The organism is Aquibacillus halophilus (assembly GCF_009649745.1).
Taxonomy (GTDB): domain Bacteria; phylum Bacillota; class Bacilli; order Bacillales; family Amphibacillaceae; genus Aquibacillus; species Aquibacillus halophilus.
This window is the reverse complement of sequence record NZ_WJNG01000002.1, coordinates 647,296-668,270: the sequence shown is the minus strand read 5'-3', so window position 1 is coordinate 668,270 and position 20,975 is coordinate 647,296. Positions and strand designations below refer to the sequence as shown.

General features: G+C 35.0%; 23 protein-coding genes. 7 read left to right on the top strand and 16 right to left on the bottom strand.

Annotated elements, in window-relative coordinates:
- Positions 1-59: 59 nt before the first annotated feature.
- The 5 genes from ctaF to cyoE all read right to left on the bottom strand — a co-directional run bounded on the left by ctaF (position 60) and on the right by cyoE (position 4,957).
- Positions 60-383 (bottom strand): cytochrome c oxidase subunit IVB, encoded by a 324-nt coding sequence (gene ctaF, locus GH741_RS04395; protein ID WP_153735520.1) that lies wholly within the window; start codon positions 381-383, stop codon positions 60-62.
- 3 nt (positions 384-386) lie between these two features.
- Positions 387-1,010 (bottom strand): cytochrome (ubi)quinol oxidase subunit III, encoded by a 624-nt coding sequence (locus GH741_RS04390; RefSeq protein ID WP_153735519.1) that lies wholly within the window; start codon positions 1,008-1,010, stop codon positions 387-389.
- Entirely contained in the window at positions 1,010-2,866 is a 1,857-nt protein-coding gene (ctaD, locus tag GH741_RS04385; protein ID WP_338079233.1) for a cytochrome c oxidase subunit I, read from the bottom strand. The genes GH741_RS04390 and ctaD overlap by 1 nt, the downstream gene beginning before the upstream one ends.
- Before the next feature lie 45 nt (positions 2,867-2,911).
- Positions 2,912-3,961 carry a cytochrome c oxidase subunit II gene (gene coxB, locus GH741_RS04380; RefSeq protein WP_153735518.1) on the bottom strand — a complete coding sequence of 350 codons (1,050 nt, stop codon included), beginning with the start codon at positions 3,959-3,961 and terminating at the stop codon, positions 2,912-2,914.
- A gap of 63 nt (positions 3,962-4,024) precedes the next feature.
- Positions 4,025-4,957: a heme o synthase gene (gene cyoE / locus GH741_RS04375; RefSeq protein WP_153735517.1), complete on the bottom strand. Its 933-nt coding sequence runs from the start codon at positions 4,955-4,957 to the stop codon at positions 4,025-4,027.
- 566 nt (positions 4,958-5,523) lie between these two features.
- Between cyoE and GH741_RS04370 the strand changes: the two genes are divergently transcribed.
- Positions 5,524-6,426 (top strand): COX15/CtaA family protein, encoded by a 903-nt coding sequence (locus GH741_RS04370; protein ID WP_153735516.1) that lies wholly within the window; start codon positions 5,524-5,526, stop codon positions 6,424-6,426.
- Between the two features lie 411 nt (positions 6,427-6,837).
- Here the strand turns inward: GH741_RS04370 and ftsW are convergent, their stop codons facing one another.
- Both ftsW and GH741_RS04360 read right to left on the bottom strand, forming a co-directional pair.
- Positions 6,838-8,037 (bottom strand): putative lipid II flippase FtsW, encoded by a 1,200-nt coding sequence (gene ftsW / locus GH741_RS04365; RefSeq protein WP_153735515.1) that lies wholly within the window; start codon positions 8,035-8,037, stop codon positions 6,838-6,840.
- A 241-nt stretch (positions 8,038-8,278) separates the two neighbouring features.
- A complete protein-coding gene (locus tag GH741_RS04360; protein ID WP_153735514.1) occupies positions 8,279-8,560 on the bottom strand; it encodes an Fpa/YlaN family protein in 282 nt (93 codons plus the stop codon).
- A gap of 383 nt (positions 8,561-8,943) precedes the next feature.
- On the opposite strand from GH741_RS04360, the gene GH741_RS04355 reads away from it, so the two are divergent.
- The gene (locus GH741_RS04355) at positions 8,944-9,435 is read left to right on the top strand and encodes a hypothetical protein (RefSeq protein ID WP_338079232.1); all 492 of its coding nucleotides are present in this window, start codon (positions 8,944-8,946) and stop codon (positions 9,433-9,435) included.
- Between the two features lie 150 nt (positions 9,436-9,585).
- A complete protein-coding gene (locus tag GH741_RS04350) occupies positions 9,586-10,188 on the top strand; it encodes a YhcN/YlaJ family sporulation lipoprotein (RefSeq protein ID WP_153735513.1) in 603 nt (200 codons plus the stop codon).
- A gap of 48 nt (positions 10,189-10,236) precedes the next feature.
- Here GH741_RS04350 and GH741_RS04345 read toward each other — a convergent pair whose 3' ends face one another.
- Positions 10,237-10,473 (bottom strand): hypothetical protein, encoded by a 237-nt coding sequence (locus GH741_RS04345; RefSeq protein ID WP_153735512.1) that lies wholly within the window; start codon positions 10,471-10,473, stop codon positions 10,237-10,239.
- Positions 10,474-10,650: 177 nt separating this feature from the next.
- Between GH741_RS04345 and GH741_RS04340 the strand changes: the two genes are divergently transcribed.
- Positions 10,651-10,854: a YlaI family protein gene (locus tag GH741_RS04340; protein WP_153735511.1), complete on the top strand. Its 204-nt coding sequence runs from the start codon at positions 10,651-10,653 to the stop codon at positions 10,852-10,854.
- A 99-nt stretch (positions 10,855-10,953) separates the two neighbouring features.
- On the opposite strand, the gene GH741_RS04335 is transcribed toward GH741_RS04340, so the two are convergent.
- Positions 10,954-11,319: a YlaH-like family protein gene (locus GH741_RS04335; RefSeq protein ID WP_153735510.1), complete on the bottom strand. Its 366-nt coding sequence runs from the start codon at positions 11,317-11,319 to the stop codon at positions 10,954-10,956.
- 116 nt (positions 11,320-11,435) lie between these two features.
- Between GH741_RS04335 and GH741_RS04330 the strand changes: the two genes are divergently transcribed.
- Positions 11,436-11,615 (top strand): DUF5325 family protein, encoded by a 180-nt coding sequence (locus GH741_RS04330; RefSeq protein ID WP_153735509.1) that lies wholly within the window; start codon positions 11,436-11,438, stop codon positions 11,613-11,615.
- A 58-nt stretch (positions 11,616-11,673) separates the two neighbouring features.
- Here the strand turns inward: GH741_RS04330 and GH741_RS04325 are convergent, their stop codons facing one another.
- Positions 11,674-12,480 (bottom strand): inositol monophosphatase family protein, encoded by an 807-nt coding sequence (locus GH741_RS04325; RefSeq protein WP_153735508.1) that lies wholly within the window; start codon positions 12,478-12,480, stop codon positions 11,674-11,676.
- A gap of 236 nt (positions 12,481-12,716) precedes the next feature.
- On the opposite strand from GH741_RS04325, the gene GH741_RS04320 reads away from it, so the two are divergent.
- Positions 12,717-13,334, top strand: coding sequence for a YktB family protein (locus GH741_RS04320; RefSeq protein ID WP_153735507.1), 618 nt, complete (start codon positions 12,717-12,719; stop codon positions 13,332-13,334).
- Between the two features lie 82 nt (positions 13,335-13,416).
- Here the strand turns inward: GH741_RS04320 and GH741_RS04315 are convergent, their stop codons facing one another.
- Both GH741_RS04315 and GH741_RS04310 read right to left on the bottom strand, forming a co-directional pair.
- The gene (locus GH741_RS04315) at positions 13,417-13,932 is read right to left on the bottom strand and encodes a GrpB family protein (RefSeq protein WP_338079241.1); all 516 of its coding nucleotides are present in this window, start codon (positions 13,930-13,932) and stop codon (positions 13,417-13,419) included.
- A gap of 38 nt (positions 13,933-13,970) precedes the next feature.
- On the bottom strand, positions 13,971-14,240 hold the full coding sequence (locus tag GH741_RS04310; protein WP_153735505.1) for a UPF0223 family protein: 270 nt from the start codon (positions 14,238-14,240) through the stop codon (positions 13,971-13,973).
- Positions 14,241-14,581: 341 nt separating this feature from the next.
- Here GH741_RS04310 and GH741_RS04305 point away from each other — a divergent pair, with 341 nt between their 5' ends.
- Positions 14,582-16,051, top strand: a complete 1,470-nt coding sequence (locus GH741_RS04305) for an aminotransferase class I/II-fold pyridoxal phosphate-dependent enzyme (protein ID WP_153735504.1) — start codon at positions 14,582-14,584, stop codon at positions 16,049-16,051.
- 37 nt (positions 16,052-16,088) lie between these two features.
- Here the strand turns inward: GH741_RS04305 and GH741_RS04300 are convergent, their stop codons facing one another.
- The 4 genes from GH741_RS04300 to GH741_RS04285 all read right to left on the bottom strand — a co-directional run bounded on the left by GH741_RS04300 (position 16,089) and on the right by GH741_RS04285 (position 20,972).
- Positions 16,089-16,988, bottom strand: coding sequence for a polysaccharide deacetylase family protein (locus GH741_RS04300; RefSeq protein ID WP_153735503.1), 900 nt, complete (start codon positions 16,986-16,988; stop codon positions 16,089-16,091).
- 236 nt (positions 16,989-17,224) lie between these two features.
- The gene (gene lpdA / locus GH741_RS04295) at positions 17,225-18,634 is read right to left on the bottom strand and encodes a dihydrolipoyl dehydrogenase (RefSeq protein WP_153735502.1); all 1,410 of its coding nucleotides are present in this window, start codon (positions 18,632-18,634) and stop codon (positions 17,225-17,227) included.
- Positions 18,635-18,638: 4 nt separating this feature from the next.
- Positions 18,639-19,967, bottom strand: coding sequence for a dihydrolipoamide acetyltransferase family protein (locus GH741_RS04290; protein ID WP_153735501.1), 1,329 nt, complete (start codon positions 19,965-19,967; stop codon positions 18,639-18,641).
- A 27-nt stretch (positions 19,968-19,994) separates the two neighbouring features.
- A complete protein-coding gene (locus tag GH741_RS04285) occupies positions 19,995-20,972 on the bottom strand; it encodes an alpha-ketoacid dehydrogenase subunit beta (protein WP_153735500.1) in 978 nt (325 codons plus the stop codon).
- Positions 20,973-20,975: the final 3 nt, after the last annotated feature.

Sequence of the window (20,975 nt, the reverse complement as noted above, 5' to 3'; positions counted from 1 at the left end):
CTACAACAGTAACTAATATAGAAAAGAGGTCGGGGACGAATCCCTGACCTCTATCTAGTCTACCACCATACTAAAACAAGCATTGTTAAGACTGTTAGAAAAGCAACAGCCGTCCCTCCATAAAACATTATTGAAGGCATTTCATGACCTTTGTGGCTCATATGCATGAAGTAATAAAGCTGAAATCCTACTTGGACAACCGCTAGAATTATCAGAATTGGAATTACAAATAATTTATCCAATCCTGCTGTTACCATTGTGAAAGCGATAATGGTGAACACTATCATTAAAGCAAAAGTCACTACCTGTTGTTTCATCTCTTCTTTTTTCTTTGCTTTTTTATAATCTAGATCGGTAGTTGTGGAATTGGTGTTTTCAGACATGGTTTACCCCACCTTTCCCATTAGATAGACAACTGTAAAAATAAACACCCATACAACATCAATAAAGTGCCAGTATAAGCTTGCAATGTAGAACTTTGGAGCATTATATAGGTTTAAGCCTCTCTTCGCATTACGAGCCATTAACGTTATAATCCACAAAAGACCAAATAGAACGTGTCCTCCATGAAAGCCTACTAAAGTATAAAAGGCTGATCCAAAGGCTGATGAGCGGAAGGTAAAATCATAATGAGTAATATAATGATAAAACTCATAAATCTCTAGTCCAAGAAAAGCAAGACCTAACACTACAGTAATACCTAACCATACTTGCATTTTCGCAAAGTCATTATTTTTCATGTGATACATTGCATATACACTAGTTAATGAACTAGTTAATAACAACATCGTCATGATAAATACCAACTCAAGTCCAAATAAATTCTCAGCAGTATTTTCTCCTACAGTTGAACCTTGAAGGGCAAGATAAGTTCCAAAAAGACAAGCAAATAATACTGTCTCTCCTCCAAGGAAAAACCAAAAACCTAAAAACTTATTTTTGCCTTCTAGGGTGGCTTTTTCCGGTTCATCTGGAAATACCTCAGGATTTAATGTATGTTCTTGACTCATTACAATCCAGCCCCCTTCTCTAAATCTTCTTTATGAATGTGATGTCCATGGTCATCCTTGACGGATCGTATAAACATAGCCCCAAGAAGGATTCCCATTCCTACAATGGCTACAATTAACCACCTTGGATCATCTATTTGATAGATGAATCCGAATCCTGCAATGAACAAACCTAATGACATAATAAATGGTAGAATTGAAGGATTTGGCATATGGATATCCCCAAGCGGTTCTGCAGGAGTCATGCCTTTTCTACCTTCTGTTTTTTCAATCCATAAAGGATCTAGACCACGTACAAGTGGTGTTTGTGCAAAATTATAATGTGGCGTAGGATTTGGAGTCGCCCACTCAAGGGTACGACCATCCCATGGGTCACCACTAACCATTTCACCTTTAGCAGTAGTAATAATCACATTGTAAATAAATACAATCGCACCAATTGCCATAAAGAAAGCGCCAATTGTACTAATAACATTTCCTAATTCGAGTTGTTGATCTGCACCGTATGTCCAATATCTACGTGGCATACCCATTAACCCAAGGAAGTGTTGTATAAAGAATGTTAAGTGGAAACCTATGAAAAATGTCCAGAAGGTAATTTTACCTAACGTTTCATCCAAGATTTTACCAAACATTTTTGGCCACCAATAATGAAGACCTGCAAAAATACCAAATACTACCCCTCCAACAATTACATAATGGAAGTGAGCAACGATGAAATAGGAATCATGGTACTGATAATCTGCTGGAGCAGCAGCTACCATAACACCTGTCATTCCCCCGATAGTAAAAGAAGGAATAAAACCAAGTGTCCAAAGCATAGCAGAATTAATCCGAATGCTTCCTCCCCACATCGTAAATAACCAGTTAAATATCTTAATTCCAGTTGGTACAGCAATCGCCATTGTCGCTATTGCGAATATAGAGTTTGCAGCTGGTCCCAAACCTACAGTGAACATGTGGTGGGCCCAAACCATAAATCCTAAGAAACCAATTAATACGGTCGCAAATACCATAGCCGTATAACCGAACAGACGTTTTCTAGAAAAAGTAGGTAGTATTTCACTAAAAACACCGAATGCTGGAAGGATTAAAATATATACTTCAGGGTGACCAAATATCCAAAATAGATGTTCCCAAATAACGGAGTTACCACCCATACTAGCATCGAAAAATCCTGAACCAAACAATCGATCAAACATAAGTAAGAACAATCCAACAGTCAAAGCTGGAAATGCAAATAAAATTAGCGCACTAACAATAAATGTTGTCCATGTAAATAATGGCATACGCATATATGTCATTCCAGGGGCACGCATATTAACTATCGTTACTAGAAAATTAATTCCTGCGATTAATGTTCCAGCACCGGATATTTGTAGACCAAGAACATAAAAGTCTACCCCGTGACCTGGAGATGTAGTTGATAATGGAGCATATGCTGTCCATCCAGCATCAGGTGCACCACCTAAGAACCAACTAGCATTTAATAAAAGACCTCCAAATAAAAATAGCCAAAAGCCTAACGAATTTAAAAATGGAAATGCTACATCACGTGCACCAATTTGTAATGGTACAACCGCGTTCATTAAAGCAAATACCAATGGCATGGCTGCCAAGAAAATCATTGTCGTTCCATGCATTGTTAATAGTTCGTTGTAAAAACCAGCGCTAACAAAGTCATTTGCTGGTTTTATTAGTTGTATTCGGATAGCTAAAGCTTCAAGTCCACCAATTATGAAGAAAAAACCCCCACCGAGTAAATATAAAACTGCGATTTTTTTATGGTCGACAGTGGTTAAATAATCCCACAGCATAGAGCCAATTCCTCTTTTTTGCGCAATTGTAGTGCTCACGCTATTAAACCTCCCTTAACCTCTTCCATCCCTAGATTTTTCTCGCTACTCAGTAGCACTTTCCGGAGTGATTTCTGATGGTTGTAATTGTAATAAATAATCTGCTATCTTTTCAGCTTCTTCTGGACTTGGAACAGAATAATTTCCTGTCATTTTATTGCCAGGCTTAAACTCTTCCGGATTCAACATCCATTGAATTAGATTTTCTTTTGAATATTCAACAACCCCAGCAATCATACTTCTATCACCAAAGTTTGTTACGTTTGGTCCTACTGCACTTGCTTGAGAACCAACCGCATGGCATCCGATACAGCTATTTTGAAAAATTTCTTGACCTTCTTGAGCACTAGCTGTTTCCGGTGTTGCTTCTGGGTCCACATTTTGCATGTCTTCAACCCATGTGTCAAATTCCTCTCGACTTACAGCAATAACCTTGAAATCCATTAAGGAGTGTGAAGGTCCACATAACTCAGCACATTTGCCGTAATAAACCCCTTCTTCATACGCTTCAATGAACATCGTGTTTTCATTTTCTGGATTTGTATCCATTTTACCTGATATGGATGGAACCCAAAAAGAATGCAGAACATCGCTTGATATCATGTTCAAATATACCTTTTCACCAACTGGTATATATAAATCCTGACTGGTTTGTATCTCTTGTTCGCCATAATTAAAATGCCACCAGTATTGATTACCAGTTACATTAACGTTTAACGAGTCTTCTTTGTCATCTGTACTAGCAAGATCATACGTTGCTGTTACAGTAGGTACCGCTATAACAATTAATAAAATAATTGGAATAACTGTCCATATAACTTCTAAAGCTTTATTCCCCTCAGTTTGTTTTGGTACAAAATCTTCTTGACCTTTTTTCTGACGATATCGGACCAAGACAATTGTATAGATAACCATAACGACTATAAATACAAAGATCATGACCAACAAGGAAATAATAATAAGATTTAATGATACCTCAGCCCCATATCCTTTAGGTGTAAAGGCGGTCAAGTTTTCTTTTCCGCACCCTGAAAGAATCAAAGATAGTAAGCTTAACAAAAACAGAGCACGGATTTTTCCCATCCAACCTTTCATGAAAATACCTCTCTTTCTTTTTTGAATCTTTATTATTAATAAATGGAGTATAAAAATACTCTATTAATAAACCACTTGTGGAATTGTTACGACAATCATTGTAAGAAATAATACCATTAAATAATTAAGTGAATAGACAAACATCCAATTTGCCCATTTTAAATCATTTTTAGTGAAAAATCCAGATATACCTAAAGCAAGCCAACCTATATTTAATATTGTTGCGATTACTAAAAAGGTATTACCAAGAGAAAATAGATAAAATGGCAAAGGTAACATACAAGCAGAATAAATAACTATCTGCCTTTTTGTAATTGCGAATCCATATACTACTGGCAGCATTGGAATTCCTGCAGCTTTATATTCCTTACATTTTTTCATTGCCAATGCAAGAAAATGAGGAGTTTGCCAGATAAACATAATTAAAAATAATATAATTGCTGCCATGTGAAGATTAGGATCAACGGCTGCCCATCCTATTAAAGGTGGAACCGCACCCGATAAACTCCCAATTGCTGTATTAATCGTATATCTTCTTTTAGACCATACTGTGTACAAGACAAAATAGCAAAACCATCCTACAACTCCTAACAAAGCAGCTTGAATGGTTGTTAGCATCAGTAACAGAATCCCAAGAACAGTAGATATTATTCCAAGTAACAAAATATACGTTAAAGGAATACTCCCAGTAACAGTCGGACGTTTTTTAGTCCTAGACATAATTGGGTCGATATCACGATCAAAATAGTTATTTAAAATACAACCACCAGCGATAACTAGAGCTGTACCAATCATCATTATTAAAAAAGTTTCCCAATGATTCGAGAAGGAAAGGCCTGAATAGTATAAAGCTAGCCAAAAACCAGCGAATGCTGTCATTAAGTTAGAATTAATGATACCAATTTTTATTAGCGATTTAATATCTGTCCATAAGCTTGCTCGGTCTTTACTACCTACATTACCAATAATCTGAGTTGTTGATTCAGCCTTATTCATTATAAATTGCACCCCTCCTTTACATTGTCTATTAGTTTTTCCTTAACCTACTAAAATTAACCTGATTATTAGCATAAAATTACGCTCGTCAACAATATTGTATCACGGATTCGGCTTTCTATCTATTTAACTACTCAAGAAGAAAAATATTGTGACAAATTTGTGAAATCTAATTTTTAAAGATAGTTAAACGTTATTATAAGTATAGACCTAATCGCAAATTGCTAGCCAGACCTTTGTTTATAAGCTGCTAAATCCTTGCTATTGTAGGTTTAACAAGGAATTCTCTTATTTATTTCTAGCAAACAAAGGTCTATAATGCAAGTATTTTTTATAGTTTTTAGTGAAATTAGTTTATATAAATGATACTATAACTTTTGTCATGTTTTTAAAAATGTTTTTTTAGGATTCTTCATTAGTTAATCTTTAAAAACATACAGTACAACCTCCTTCATTATCGAAGGAAGATAATACAGTAGTACTAAAAATTGAAAATAGTCCTAGGATAATATTCTTATTACTGTCTACAGTTAATAAAATAGTCCACTGGGATATGAGGTGGCCATATGATTAGAACACTAAAAAGGTTATCAGTAATAGCAACACTTTCAATGATATTCGTCTTAATAGGTGGGGCATTGGTAACAAAAACAGAATCAGGAATGGGTTGTGGTGCTAACTGGCCTGTTTGTGAAGGAGAGATTTCGGCAGAACTAATAATTGAACTAAGCCATCGTCTTGTATCTGGGATAGCTGGTATTGTGGTCTTACTATTATCCATTCTTTCTTGGAAATTTATAGGTCATATACGAGAAGTAAAGTTTCTAGCATTTATTTCTATTTCCTTTCTTATCTTACAAGCGTTGATCGGAGCTGCTGCAGTATTATGGTCACAATCTGACTTTGTACTAGCTTTACATTTTGGTATTTCACTCATATCATTCGCTGCAGTTCTTCTATTAACATTACTTATTTTTGAGATCGATCAAAAGTTTGATGCAAAATCTTTAATCATTCCAAAACCAATACGAAACAAAATATATGCACTTACTACCTATATCATGTTTGTTGTCTATACTGGTGCACTTGTGAGGCATAAAAACTCAAGTTTAGCCTGTGGTGGATGGCCATTATGTGATAATGAAGACCCATTTAGTTTAGCCTTTAATACTGGTCAATGGATTCAAATGGGACACCGATTTGCGGCAGCGATAGCCTTTATATGGACAATCTATTTGTTTCTTCATGTACGGAAACATTATAAAAATAGTAAAGTAATGTTATGGGGATGGACAGTAGCTGCTCTTCTTATGATTATTCAGGTTTTACTAGGAGCAATTGTCATAGTGACCTTAGGAAATCTTGTAATAGCCTTACTTCACGCCTTAACGATAACCATTTATTTTGGATTGTTATGCTACTTTATCCTTCTATGCTCAAGAAGTGTTGCATATGAAAAACTAAAGTAAAATTAATTTTAGTCAAAAAAACAAAATTCTGTAAGCGATAATTTTATATGGAATGTCATACTATTATGGAAGTCAGTATAACAATCGGTCATCGCCACAAGTGAATATTCTCATCTGAAACGCTTGGAAACACAATCCAAGCGTTTTTGAATGTTCCCATATTTTTATTGAAACTGCTACACAGAGGAAAAGTTACTTTGTTATATTCTGACTACCATTAAACTATTCTGAATTTTTAACCTGTATAAAACTAGCGATTTCTTTTGTAATTTACTTGAACAAATTAAATCCACTATATTATTTATAAAAAAATATAAAGCATCAATCGCTGAGATTGATGCTTTATATCACATAACTTATTACCTTAATTTGCTGTTTTTTTTGTTTAATTGGAATCGGAAAATTTCTATATCATTTGTGCCATAAGTTTTGTTCGTTAGACTGATAACTACGTGTATAAACAGATGGTCTATCTATTTGTGGATCAGTTACTACTTTTTGCTCCTTAAGCTTTACATTAAGAGCTATGTTATTTAAGATTCCCATAGAAATCATTGAAACTAATAGCGATGAGCCACCATAACTTATAAACGGTAAAGGAACACCAGTAATTGGTAATAGACCACTAATAGCTCCTAAATTAATAAAGGTTTGAATCCCAACCATTGAGGAGATACCAATCGCAAGTAAGGAACCAAAGCTGTCTTCACAAATTCTCGCTATGTAAATCCCTCTAAGTACGATAATCGCTAACATTCCTATAATAATTATCACACCAACAAAACCTAGTTCTTCAGCAACAACAGCCATAATAAAATCTGTGTGGGGTTGTGTTAAATAACCCATTTTTTGAACTCCGCTACCTAAACCTTCTCCAACTATTCCTCCAGTGCCAATAGCTACATAAGATTGAATTAATTGATAACCACCATCGTCTGGTTGCTCAAACGGTTGGTATGCACCAGTAAAACGAGAAATTCTTTCATCATTTACCATTTGTGTCGCGGCAAGACCTAAGAGGCCAATTCCAACGAAAACTAATAAGAAAAGGTGTTTGAATTTTATTCCTGAACTGAAAATCACAGAACAAGCGATAAGAAAAACTATTGCACCTGTTCCTATGTCAGGCTGCATACCAATCAAACCAAGAAGGATTCCCGTAATAACTAATGGTGGTAGTACACCTTTACTGAAATCGGTTATGTAATTCTGTTTTTTTGAATAGATAGATGCCAAGTACATAATTAAACCCAATTTAACAAACTCTGAAGGTTGAAGTGTAAATTTCCCTATTAATAGCCATGATTTAGCACCATGAGCTTCAATACCAACAAATAAAACTGCAACTAATAATCCTATTAAACCGAAAATAATAAATTTCATAATTTTTTGATAATGTCGATACGGTATAACACAGCATATTGCAAACCCTACTAAGCTAATTCCAAACCAAATGAGTTGTCTTAGCATATAATAGTTACTAGGTTTGTTATCCATAATAGAAACGACCATACTAGCACTGTAAATCATCACGATGCCAAAACAGACAAGGAGTAATGGGGTTATTAAAAGTGTGAAATCAAAGGATTTCCATTTCTGTCTTTGTTTCATTTATATACTCCTTACTTTGACTTTTATAAGATTTAGTTATTTTTCCTGAATAGTAATACAATTAGAAAACCTTCTAGTTAAATATACCATAATCTTGAAGTTTTATATAAAAGAATAAATCTAAAAAAACACGTGAAATAATTAAATAAGCTAATATTTGTTAAAAATAATTATAAACAAAAAAACCCCGCCAATATGGCAAAGGCTTTAATTTACGAAAATGCATAGCATACTATTTCCGCTATGAATTTTGGGCGGTTTCATGCAATACATTTAATTGTCTTTCGAGATTTTCTAAAAGCTGTTTTCCATCCTCTGAGCTTACAAGATTTAACCGAACCGCAAAATCAATTTCTCTTGATAAGCCAAACATTTGTGTATCTAAAACCTCTTCATATAAAGGACATTGAGGCATTGTCAAATTATCCATCTGAACTTTGATTAGTTTTAGGATTTTATCAGCATCAGCCTTTAGAAGGGCAAAGGCTTTTTCATTATTAGTTACAGCCACTTCAGATATCAAATAAATCCCCTCCAATAAACTAACTTTCTTTACTTATATTAGCTTCTAAAGCCGAAAAATGCAAGATAAGATAACATAAATTTAAAAATCAATTATTTAAGCTAATAAGACTCCTCCAACCGATAATTCAGTCGAATTTTCGGTTGGACTATTCACCGTTATTTCCTAACATCTATAGTAGAGAAAATTCATGTTAAAACATTACCTCCCCCTTGAGATATACTATGCTATATTTCCAGTTATCTTTAAAATAGCCAACATATTACCTCTCAATAAGTGCATCTTTTTAAAAGTTTTTCTATTTAATTCGTCGTTGGTGAAAATTATTATAATCTCTGCTATGCTAATAAAGAAAAATTATCAATTGAAGGGTGGCAAACAACGTGATCGTACAACTAACTGGTGCTGTTAGATATTCGATAACCTTAGATCCTACCGTATGGATTTTTGACGACAGAAAAATTATATTCGATGAAGCTTTTAATAAGAAAAGTCAAACTAAGGAAATAGAAGTAGATGAATTGAAAAATGCCTCAGAAAGATTCAATAGAGAGCTAAACTTAGAAAGAATTAAACCTCCTGTTAATAAAAGTATTTCTAAATATGAGAGGGAAAAAATATTAAAAAATACATATGTGATGCCAATCAAGGATTTCTTAACAACTTCCGAAATTAAAAAGGAAGCAACCCAAGCAAGAATTCTAACCACTAATGGGGATATAATTTTATCTTTAGATAGTCTTACTAATAGTTTATTGTTGTTTGCAATCGAAGGAAAGCCAGTATCAGTTGAAGGTCCTGTTCATTTATATTTTGGTGATGGCTCAAATAAAGATAATCCTATAAAAGGAATTAATAAAATAGCCATTGAATAAGTGTTACTCCATAAAAAAACCAACATATTTCTTATATATGTTGGTTTTTTTATGGAGTAACCTACAGCCTCCTCTCCCTCTCTCTCTCAAAAATATGTATAAACTTTGCCAAATAACAAAAAATAAAACAACAAAAAGGAGGAAGAATAAATGCTCAGGCTTTTTATTTATCAAATCTTAACGATAGGATTCATTTTTTCGTTATTTGGTTGCCAACAACAAGAAGAAACCAACTTAGCAGAACAAAATGATCACGGTGGGATGTTACATGTGAAAAATTCTGATCCCGTAGAACTCGAAAACTACTCGAATGAAGAAATTGCACAACGTTTGGCAAATCTAGCGGGTGGAGTACCTAATGTTGAAAATGCAACGGCAATAGTCGCAGGACCCTATGCAGTGGTTGGAATAGATGTTGATAAAGACTTGAACCAATCTAGAGTTGGAACTATAAAATACTCTGTTGCAGAAGCTCTTCAACACGATCCTTATGGAAAAACTGCAGTAGTGGTAGCTGACGCGGATGGTACTCAAAGAATTAGGGAAATGGCAAATAAGGTCCAACAAGGTCATCCGATCCAAGGTTTTGTTGATGAAGTAGCAGGAATTGTTGGCCGCTATATGCCTGAATTTCCAATCAATGAAGACCAACCCCAAGAACCGGATCAAAATAAAGGTTCCATACCTGAAGATGAAGAAAAACAGCTTGAAGAAATCCAAGAGGATCAATCAAAAAATAATATTAATAATTAACCAAATAAATAGGCAATAAAGAGTTGTTCACCCTTTATTGCCTATTTATTATTTATCTTCTTTAACTTCATTATAATAATTGACTCCAAATTGAGAACCCTCTGATACCATTTTAGCATTTTCTTCATTGTCTACTTCCGGTACCCCGGCTTGTTCCAATGGTAGTTTATCATCGTTAATATTAGATCTCTTTTTAAAAGTATTTAGAATTTTTTTCCATTTCTTATCCACAACCAAATAGCTTACTACTCCTGCTCCTACAGCACCAATTGAGGAAATAACCATCGTTTTTCGGATAAATATCACCCTTTCATTCTTTATATAAGTAATAAGTTCCCTAATAAATTATTCTAAAACTACTTCTTAATGGATTTTGTTGAAAGTATCGATTTTAAGCTTTAATGGAATTCCATAGAATATGATGTTAAAATAGGTGTACAGCCTAACTGAGAGGTGAAAATGATGAGAGTTAAATGTGTAATATGTGATTCTATTGATAATATCGATGGCAATTCACCACAAGCAAAACGTCTAAGGAATCGAAGGATTCACATGTATCTTTGCCCTACATGTGATCAACGAATTGGGGAGAAAACTAAAGAAAGACTTGCAACTGGTAACTTCCGAGTATTCAAAGAATTAAAACATAAAGATCAATTAATATAATAGTAGAAAGATAGTAATGTAGGTACTCACAATAAAATAAGGACTTGTTACTCCGCCGCTCTAAGCGGTACATGTAACAAGTCCTTCTATAGTTTCTAGTTAATTTTGTGCGCTTCGTTCTCGATGTAACCTAAAGCGATAAGCTCCTAGAACTAATGCAATTACAAAAATACTTTCAGCTACAGGTAAATTAAGACCAAATATTATAGTGATAAAAAACATACCAACTATAAGAATAAGGTAAACTACTGCTGATTTTAAAGGTGGTAATTTTTTAGCAAAACCAAATTTATATGCTAAAATAGTAAATAGTACGATAGTTAAATATAACAAGAAGAAGCCTTGTATTAGTTGTGCAACTTCATTATCATTGTTTAAATTAATTTCTCCCCCTAGACCTTGCATAAAGAAATCAGCTACTGGCCAAAGGTTATCGGGTACTTCCAACACTGACTGGTTCCCCATATGCCTCCTCCTTCTGTTAATTCAATTAGATTCCCTAACTATCATACTAAATCTTATCTTTAGACGCTAGAGTAAAGTATAAATGTAGGTATTCAATTCAATCATGAGGTGAAATAATGAAATCCATTCAATTATCAAAATTATTTTTAGCTGTCCTGGTCATTTGTTCTTTTTCTTTCGTAGGAGTAGCAATTGCTTATCGAAATATTTGGCTTACAATACTAGGATTCATCGTAGGATTTCTAATTATGGGATATGGAATCTCATTAAAAAGAAAAAATACAATTGAAAAATAGACTTTACGAAAAAAGGGCTGCCAAAACAATGGCAGTCCCTTTTTAAGGAAATTATTACTTACTTCTTAAGTTCTACAAATTGACTTGAAATTGTTTCATGTATTTGTTTATTTCCTGATAAGATCGTATTATTTGTAAGTAAATTTAATGGATCTCCGTTAGCTTTTGTTGTTATTCCGCCAACTTCATTGACTAAGATCGCACCTGCAGCAATGTCCCAAGGTGCAAGTTTCATTGTTAAATATCCATCAACTATTCCTTCGGCTACAAAAGCGAGTTCAAGTGCAGCAGATCCAAATGATCTAGTTCCACGAACCGTTTTTACTAAGTCTTGTATTTTTTTTTCATTTATAACTTGGTTTTCACAGGCCCAGAAACTATTTAGGACTACTATTGATTCTTCAAGACTAACCTTATTTTCTAATGATAGTAATCGTTTATCATTTTTAAATGCACCCTGACCTTTTTGCGCACTATATAGCACATCATCCATAACATTATAAATAAATGCTATTTCACCAATACCGTCATGGTAAATCCCTATCGAGATGGCAAAGTTCCTCTTTTGATGTACAAAATTCATCGTACCATCAATAGGATCTATGATCCAAATAGTCCCATCTAATGATTCAACTTCATCCCCAAATCCCTCTTCACTCAATATGAGATGATTAGGGTATTTACCTCTTATTTTCTTCGCGAAATACTCTTCGGTATTTCGATCCATTTGTGTAACTAAGTCATTTGGGTTGGATTTAGTATCTATATATAACGGTTCATCAATTGCATCCCTTATATGACCTCCCGCTTCCAGTATCCATTTTTTTACTTGATCGAATAATAATTGGCGACTTTGGTTGTCCATGTGGTATTTCCTCCAATGGTAAATTCTTTCCATTCATCTTACCAAAAACTTCTACTCTATGCACTATTACTGTTCATAGCTTAACTCAAATAGAAATTATTATAATAGTTATGCTAAGTATCAGCCATCTTATGATAGAGCACCTACGTTCTAATTAAGGTCCTTATGTGCTAAAATATAGTAAATTAACATTTATTTTATAGGGATTAATTAAAAGAAAGGTAGGAAGCATTATTATGAATTTTACAGGATTCGACAAAAAAGATTTTGATACGTTTGAAATTGAAGGGTTAGAAGAAAGAATGGAAGCAATACAAAGTAGAATTCAACCAAAGTTCCAAGTGATTGGTAGTGAAGTGACTGATTACTTGTCATCGAAGCTTGGCAATGAAATGTTTTTACATATTGCAAGACATGCAAGAAGATCAGTTAATCCTCCCAATGATACATGGTTGGCAGTCGCAGAGAATAAACGTGGCTATAAAAAACACCCGCATTTTCAAGTAGGTGTTTTTGATGATCACGTATTTATTTGGTTGGCATTAATCTACGAACTACCAAACAAAGTTGAAATTGCCAAACAATTTATGAAGGAATATAAAAACATAAAACAGTTACCATCGGATTTTGTTGTTTCCCTAGATCATACAAAAAAAGATGCATTCCCAATTGCTGATTTGACCGAAGCAAATTTAGAGCGGTTTAGAGATGTTAAAAAGGCTGAGTTCCTTATTGGACGTCACGTAGACGCAACTAGTAGTTTATTGAAGAATGGAGATGAATTCATATCATTTACTAAAGAAACAGTCGATCAATTAATACCTTTTTACAAAACTGCACTATCAGCCAAATAAAATTAAAAAGTAGAAAGATAAATAAAATGACTGAGTTATCTCAGTCATTTTATAATGTTTTTTTTTTCGAGTATGGTATGTGTTATCGATTGCAGTACCAATCTGCTGCAAGCTTATCAATGTTTTTTATGAAACTATCTTTCCCTTCTATGTAATTTTTCATATTATTCGGGAATTGCTTCGCTAACTCTTCTTTTAACTTGCGGTATTTTTCAGCTTCTTTAGGATGTGAAATCAGATAATCTCTAAATGCAAGGTGACGTTTGATTTCTTTGTTTCCTTGCTGGAATATGTGGATATGGTGTGTTCGATTCTCCCTACCCTTCATAAAAAACCTTCTATCTTTTATCCCATTCTCTCCCATACCTATGTAGTCTAATTTTTCAAACTGTTGGTTATAATCATCTATGTTGCTGATATTCATTACATTTACTAAGATATCTATAACTGGTTTCGCACTCATATTCGGGATTGCTGTGCTTCCAATATGGTAAATATCATGTACTTCTTCCTGAAGTATTAAACGTATCTGTTCAGCCTCTTTATTAAACAATAGTGACCAATTATTGTTTGGTGGGACAACTTCAACATATCGAATTTAACTCACCTTCTTAAATATACTATCCAGTGATACTTTTACATTTTTACACGCTCTCCTTGTCTTTTTTCTTTTGCCTTCTGTACAGTGCGATAACAAGAATAGCTAGATTCCTTTTCAAATTTACCACAAAGCTTTTTTTCTTCACTTTTTGAGGGGATGATTTGTTTGAAACGGGTATATGCGATGAGGATGTCATCACGCTTTACACCTAGTTCATATGCTTTCTCAACAATCGAAAAGAAATTAACTACATCTATGATTTCTTCCTTAGACCACGTACTATCAATTGGATAACTATAACTCAAAAAGAATACCCCTTTCTATTTTAAAAAACTTTATCTGAACAACAAATTGTGCAATTTAAAATTACCTTAAATATATTATAGCATTAACAACTACCTGAAATATTAACACATCATAGCGAGAAATATCTCTTTCTATGTTTATGTCCTGTTCAATGAACATATTAATTTTAAACATTATCTAATCTATTTACTGGAAGTTTTAAAATAATAACCATCACACTAAGTCCCTTCATTTAAATTATTCTATTAACAATGGTATAATATTTCCTAAAACTAGCTATCAGAGTTGTACTTTGCTATAATTCTGTTGTTTTAGACTTTAATAAGAGGTGCAACTAACTATGTTATCACAAAATGAAACACCGTTATTTTCTGGTTTACTTGACCATGCAAGCAAAAATCCAGTACAATTTCACATTCCTGGACACAAAAAAGGGATAGGAATGGACCCCACTTTTAGGTCATTTATTGGTGACAATGCATTATCGATTGATTTAATTAATATCCAACCTCTAGATGATCTACATCATCCTCAGGGTATGATCAAACAAGCTCAAGAATTAGCTGCTGAAGCATTTGGGGCTGATTACACCTTTTTCTCTGTACAAGGTACTAGTGGAGCTATAATGACGATGGTACTAAGTGTATGTGGACCTGGTGATAAAATCATTGTCCCTAGGAACATTCACAAGTCTGTTACAACTGCAATCATTTTTTCTGGAGCAACTCCTATTTTTATTCATCCTGAGGTAGATGAGAATTTAGGAATTTCTCATGGAATAACACCTGCTTCTGTAGAAAAAGCATTGCAAGCCCATCCAGATGCAAAAGGGGTTCTAGTAATTAACCCGACTTATTTCGGTATTGCAGCTGACTTAAGACGAATTGTCGATATTTCACATACTTATAATGTTCCTGTATTAGTGGATGAAGCGCACGGAATACATATTCACTTTCATGAAGATTTACCAATATCTGCAATGCAGGCAGGAGCCGATCTGGCTGCCACGAGCGTTCATAAATTAGGCGGTTCACTAACCCAAAGCTCTGTTTTAAATCTGAAAGAAGGGCTTGTCTCTCATGAAAGAGTTCAAAGTGTCCTATCAATGTTAACAACAACATCAACATCATATATTTTATTAGCTTCATTAGATACTGCTAGAAAACAACTTGCGATAAACGGAAGGCATTTAATTGATCAAACAATTCTTCTTGCAAATAAAACTAGAGCAGCAATAAACAAAATACCACATTTATATTGTGTTGGATCGGAAATATTGGGAAGTGGTGCCACATATAACTATGATCCTACAAAAATGATTGTTTCTGTTAAAAACTTGGGGATGACAGGTTATGACGCAGAGGTATGGTTACGAGAAAACTATAATATTGAGGTTGAACTTTCCGACTTATATAACATTCTTTGTATCGTTACCCCTGGAGACACTGATAGAGAGGTTAATATTCTTGTTGATGCTCTCTTCAAATTAGCGGGTGATCAAGAAATCACCGCTACTGAAAAAACAATTGAAGTAACAGTCCCAGATATCCCGCTGCTTGCTTTTTCACCAAGAGAAGCATTTTATGCTGATACAGAAATTATCAACATGAGCGATTCTGCTGGAAGGATTAGTGCCGAATCTATCATGGTATATCCTCCAGGCATACCTATTTTTATTCCAGGTGAAATAATTACTAAAGAAAATATAGACTATATCAACCAAAACTTAAAAGCTGGATTACCTGTTCAAGGATTGGAAGATGAGACATTACAACAGATTCGTGTCATAAAAGAACATAAACCTTTTTAATAGGTAAAGGAGCTGTCAAATGACAGCTCCTTTTTATTTACTCTGGCGTTTTAATTAGGGCAGGATCAAGAATTTCATAACCTTTATCTCTTAGACCGATTACTATGTCACCAAGAGCGTCAGCAGTCCAATCACGGTCATGCATTAACAGGTTTGCGCCTGGTTTTAATAATGAGTATGGGACATCAACTTCAGGACCTTCCCCTGTAACCATTGCTGTAGTTAATTTTTCAGCATCCATATATGGCTTGAAGTAATCATAGCCATATGTCCAGTTCATCAGCAACATGCCTTCCTCTTTAACAAACTGTTCGGCAAATTCAGTATTAACTCCATTTGGTGCCCGAAAGAATTTTGGTTTTTCCCCAATAATTTCTTCAATTAAATTACTCAAACTCTCGATTTCTTCTCGTTGTTTTTCCACTGATACTTCTGATAATCTTTGATGGCTATACGTATGATTACCTATGTCAAAACCTAGCTCATGTATCTCCTTTAATATTGCCTTTTCTTCATCTGTATCTAAAAAATGACCATTGACGAAGAAAATTGCCTCAGCATCTAATTCTTTTAATGTTTTTGCCATATCAAGCGCACGTTTATCTGGTGCATCATCAATAGTCAACAAAACAACATCTTCATTACCTTCTTCAGAAATAGGTTTTAATCCCCAATCTTCCGTTAACTCATATGTGGGTTCTACAACCTCTATTTCCTGCTCGTCCACTGCCTCAGAGTCGTCACTTTCCGGTATTTCATTTTCTTCATCAGTTCCAGCACCCGTGTTAGTATCCGATTCATCGGGCACCTCTGTTTCGTCTTCTTCTGTTACTCCCTCTTCCACTGGTTCCTCTTCTTGAACTTCTGGCTGTTCAGCGTTATTGCAACCTACTAAAAATAGTAGCAATAATAATGCAAAGATGATATTTTTCATCATAGTGTTCTCCCTCCTGATGTTTTTCATAGGACTGCTTCTATTATAAAGGATTTATTACCAATAAACTTCAAATTTACAAAATTTTATATTAGTAAATATTAAAACTATCGATAAAATTACAATTTGTAGTATAGAATTCTAGTTCAGTATTACTTTAGCACACTATGAAGAAATGATAGTTCTTAAATAGATAAAAAGCTATCACCAATCGGTGATAGCTTTTTGTCATAGGAATTTTATTTCATCATATGGATGGGTGTACCCATTGCTACTTCTGCAGCTTCCATAGTTATTTCCCCAAGAGTTGGGTGAGCATGAATTGTTAGTGCTAAATCTTCAGCCGTCATTCCTGCTTCAATAGCTAAGCCAAGTTCAGCAATCATATCACTAGCATTCGGACCAGCAATTTGAGCACCGATAACTAAGCCATCTTCTTTTCGAGTGATTAATTTTACGAAACCATCACTGTTGTTTAATGATAATGCACGACCATTAGCAGCAAACGGGAATTTAGATGCTTTTGCATCATATCCTGCATCTTTTGCACTTTGTTCTGTGTAACCAACAGAAGCAAGTTCTGGATCAGAGAACACAACTGCAGGGATTGCATTATAGTCAATTTCAGATTTCTCACCACCGATGACCTCAGCAGCAATTTTACCTTCATATGATGCTTTATGAGCTAAAGGCGGCCCTGGTACAATATCACCGATAGCATAAATGTTATCAATATTGGTTCTACATTGTTTATCAATTTTAATAACACCTTTATCGTTCATCTCAATCCCAACTTGCTCAAGACCAAGTTCTTGCGTATTCGGATTTCGTCCAACAGTTACAAGAACATAATCAGCTTCAATCGTTTCTTTTTTGCCTTTTACTTCATAAGAAACCTTTACTCCATCTTTTGATTCTTCTACACCTTTTGCCATTGCTTCAGTGACAACTTTAACACCTTTTTTCTTAAGATGCTTTTTAACAAGTGAGGTCATTTGTTTTTCGAAGCCACCAATAATGTCCTTAGCACCTTCAAGAATTGTTACTTCAGTGCCGAAGTTAGCGTATGCAGTTCCTAACTCAGTACCAACATATCCTCCACCAATTACAACAAGTTTTTCAGGAATTTCTTTGAGATTTAACGCTCCTGTTGAATCAAGAACACGATCACTGTATTTGAATGTCGGTAATTCGATTGGGCTAGAACCTGTTGCAATAATACAGTTCTTAAACGTGTATGTTTGAGAGTTCTTATCATCCATAACTTTTACTGTATTTTTATCAACAAAGTATACTTCACCTTTAACAATATCAACTTTATTACCCTTAAGCAGGCCTTCTACACCGCCGGTTAACTTTTTAACTACGCCACTTTTCCATTCTTGTACTTTAGAAAAGTCAACAGAAACCTTTTCTGTTTTGATGCCCATGTCTTCTGAACCATGAGCATACTCAACTCGATGTCCTGCTTGAATGAGGGCTTTAGAAGGAACACAACCAACATTCAAACACACGCCACCAAGTTCACCTTTTTCAACAATCGTTACCTTTTGGCCTGTTTGTGCTGCACGTATTGCAGCAACGTAACCACCTGGTCCAGCGCCAACTACAAGAGTATCTAATTCAATTGGAAAATCCCCTACTACCATATCACTACGCCTCCATCATAATTAATTGTGGATCGTTCAATAACCTTTTAATCTGATTCATTGCGAATTGCGCTGTAGCACCATCAACTAGACGGTGATCAAAGCTCAATGATAGAGCAAGCACTGGCGCAATAACGATTTCACCATCGCGTACAATTGGCTTTTCAGCAATGCGTCCGATACCAAGGATAGCCGCTTCTGGGTAGTTAATTACCGGAGTAAACCATTGTCCACCTGCAGAACCAATGTTAGAAATAGTGCTTGATGCACCCTTCATTTCATTAGGACCAAGTTTACCATCTCTTGCCTTAACCGCTAATTCATTTATCTCTGATGAAATTGCGAAAATTGATTTAGCATCAGCATTCTTCACAACTGGTACAAGTAAACCTTTTTCAGTATCAGCAGCGATTCCGATGTTGTAATAGTGCTTATAGATGATCTCATCAGTTGAATCATCAATAGAAGCATTTAAGACTGGATATTCTCTTAATGCTGATACAAGTGCTTTTACAACATATGGTAAGTAAGTTAACTTAACATCTTTTTCAGCTGCAACGGCTTTAAATTTCTTTCTATGAGCAACTAGCTCTGTTACATCAATCTCATCGTGTAGAGTCACATGAGGTGCTTTTGTTTTAGAGTTAACCATTGCCTTAGCAATTGATTTTCTAATTCCACTCATTTTCTCGCGAGTTTCAGGGAAGTCACCTGCAGGAACAGTTGCTTTCTGTTCTTGTTTAGCATCAGTTGCATCAGTTTGTTCTTCTGCACCTTCACTCGGAGCTTCAGTCTGTCCACCACTTAAGAAGTTATCAATATCGTCTTTTAATACACGACCATTTTTCCCTGATCCTTGTACCTTATTGATTTTAACTTCATTTTCTCTAGCGTACTTACGAACAGATGGCATTGCTATAACGCGATTGCTAGGATCTGTATCTTCCTCTTGTTCATTAGTATTAGTTTCTTTTGCGGCTTCTTTTTTCTGGTCATCCGCTGGTTGTTTTTGCTCTTTAGATTTAGTTTCTTCTTTTGACTCTTCTTTTGAGTCTTCTTCTTCTGGTTCTTCACTTCCGCCCTCGTCTTCATAGCCCTCTGCATCAATCGTTATGATTGTTTGGCCGACAGTCGCAACCGAACCCTCTTCGAAATGTAATTCTTTAACTGTGCCCTCTACAGGAGAGGGGATCTCAACAACAGCTTTATCATTTTGCACTTCACAAAGAACATCATCTTCTTTTATTTCTTCTCCAGTTTTAACGAACCATTTAACAATTTCACCTTCGTGAATTCCTTCACCAATATCTGGTAGTTTAAATTCAAAAGCCATTACTATTACCTCCCATCTTTGGATCTATTAAAAATTAATTACCTTATTTACTTTTTCAATAATATCGTTATAATTTGGTAACCAAACTTCTTCTGCTTGAGTAAAAGCATACACTGTATCTGGAGCAGTTACTCTTAGAACTGGCGCTTCTAGATGAAGAATTGCTTTTTCTTGAATCTCAGCAATAATATGTGAAGCCATTCCAGCTTGACGCTGAGCCTCTTGAACAACAACAACTCGATTTGTTTTTTCAACAGACTTCATAACAGTTTCAAAATCGATTGGCATAACAGTGCGTAAATCAATTACTTCTGCTTGAATGCCGTCTTTTTCTAATTCTTCAGCTGCTTTTAAACATGAATGAACCATAGCGCCATAAGCCACTAATGTAACGTCACTACCTTCACGTTTAACGTCTGCTTTACCCAATTCAATAGTATATTCTTCTTCTGGAACTTCACCACGGAAAGAACGGTATAGTTTCATATGCTCTAGAAATATAACCGGATCATTGTCGCGGATAGAAGCAATTAATAATCCTTTTGCATCATATGGTGTAGAAGGGATCACTACTTTCAATCCTGGTTGTTGTGCCATAAGACCTTCTAATGAATCAGCATGAAGTTCAGGTGTGTGAACTCCGCCACCGAATGGAGAACGAATGGTAATTGGGGCATTTTGTGTTCCGCCAGAACGGTAGCGAATACGTGCAATTTGACCATTAATGGCATCCATTGCTTCGTAAACGAAACCAAAAAATTGGATTTCAGGTACTGGACGGAAACCTTGCATGGCAAGACCAAACGCAAGTCCACCAATAGCAGATTCAGCTAGTGGCGTATCGAAGACACGTTCTTCACCAAATTCTTTTTGTAGGCCTTCAGTAGCACGGAACACTCCACCATTTTGACCAACGTCCTCGCCGAAGACTAGCACGTTTTCATCATTTTTTAACTCTATGCGCATTGCATCAGTAATTGCTTGAATCATTGTCATTTGAGCCATGAT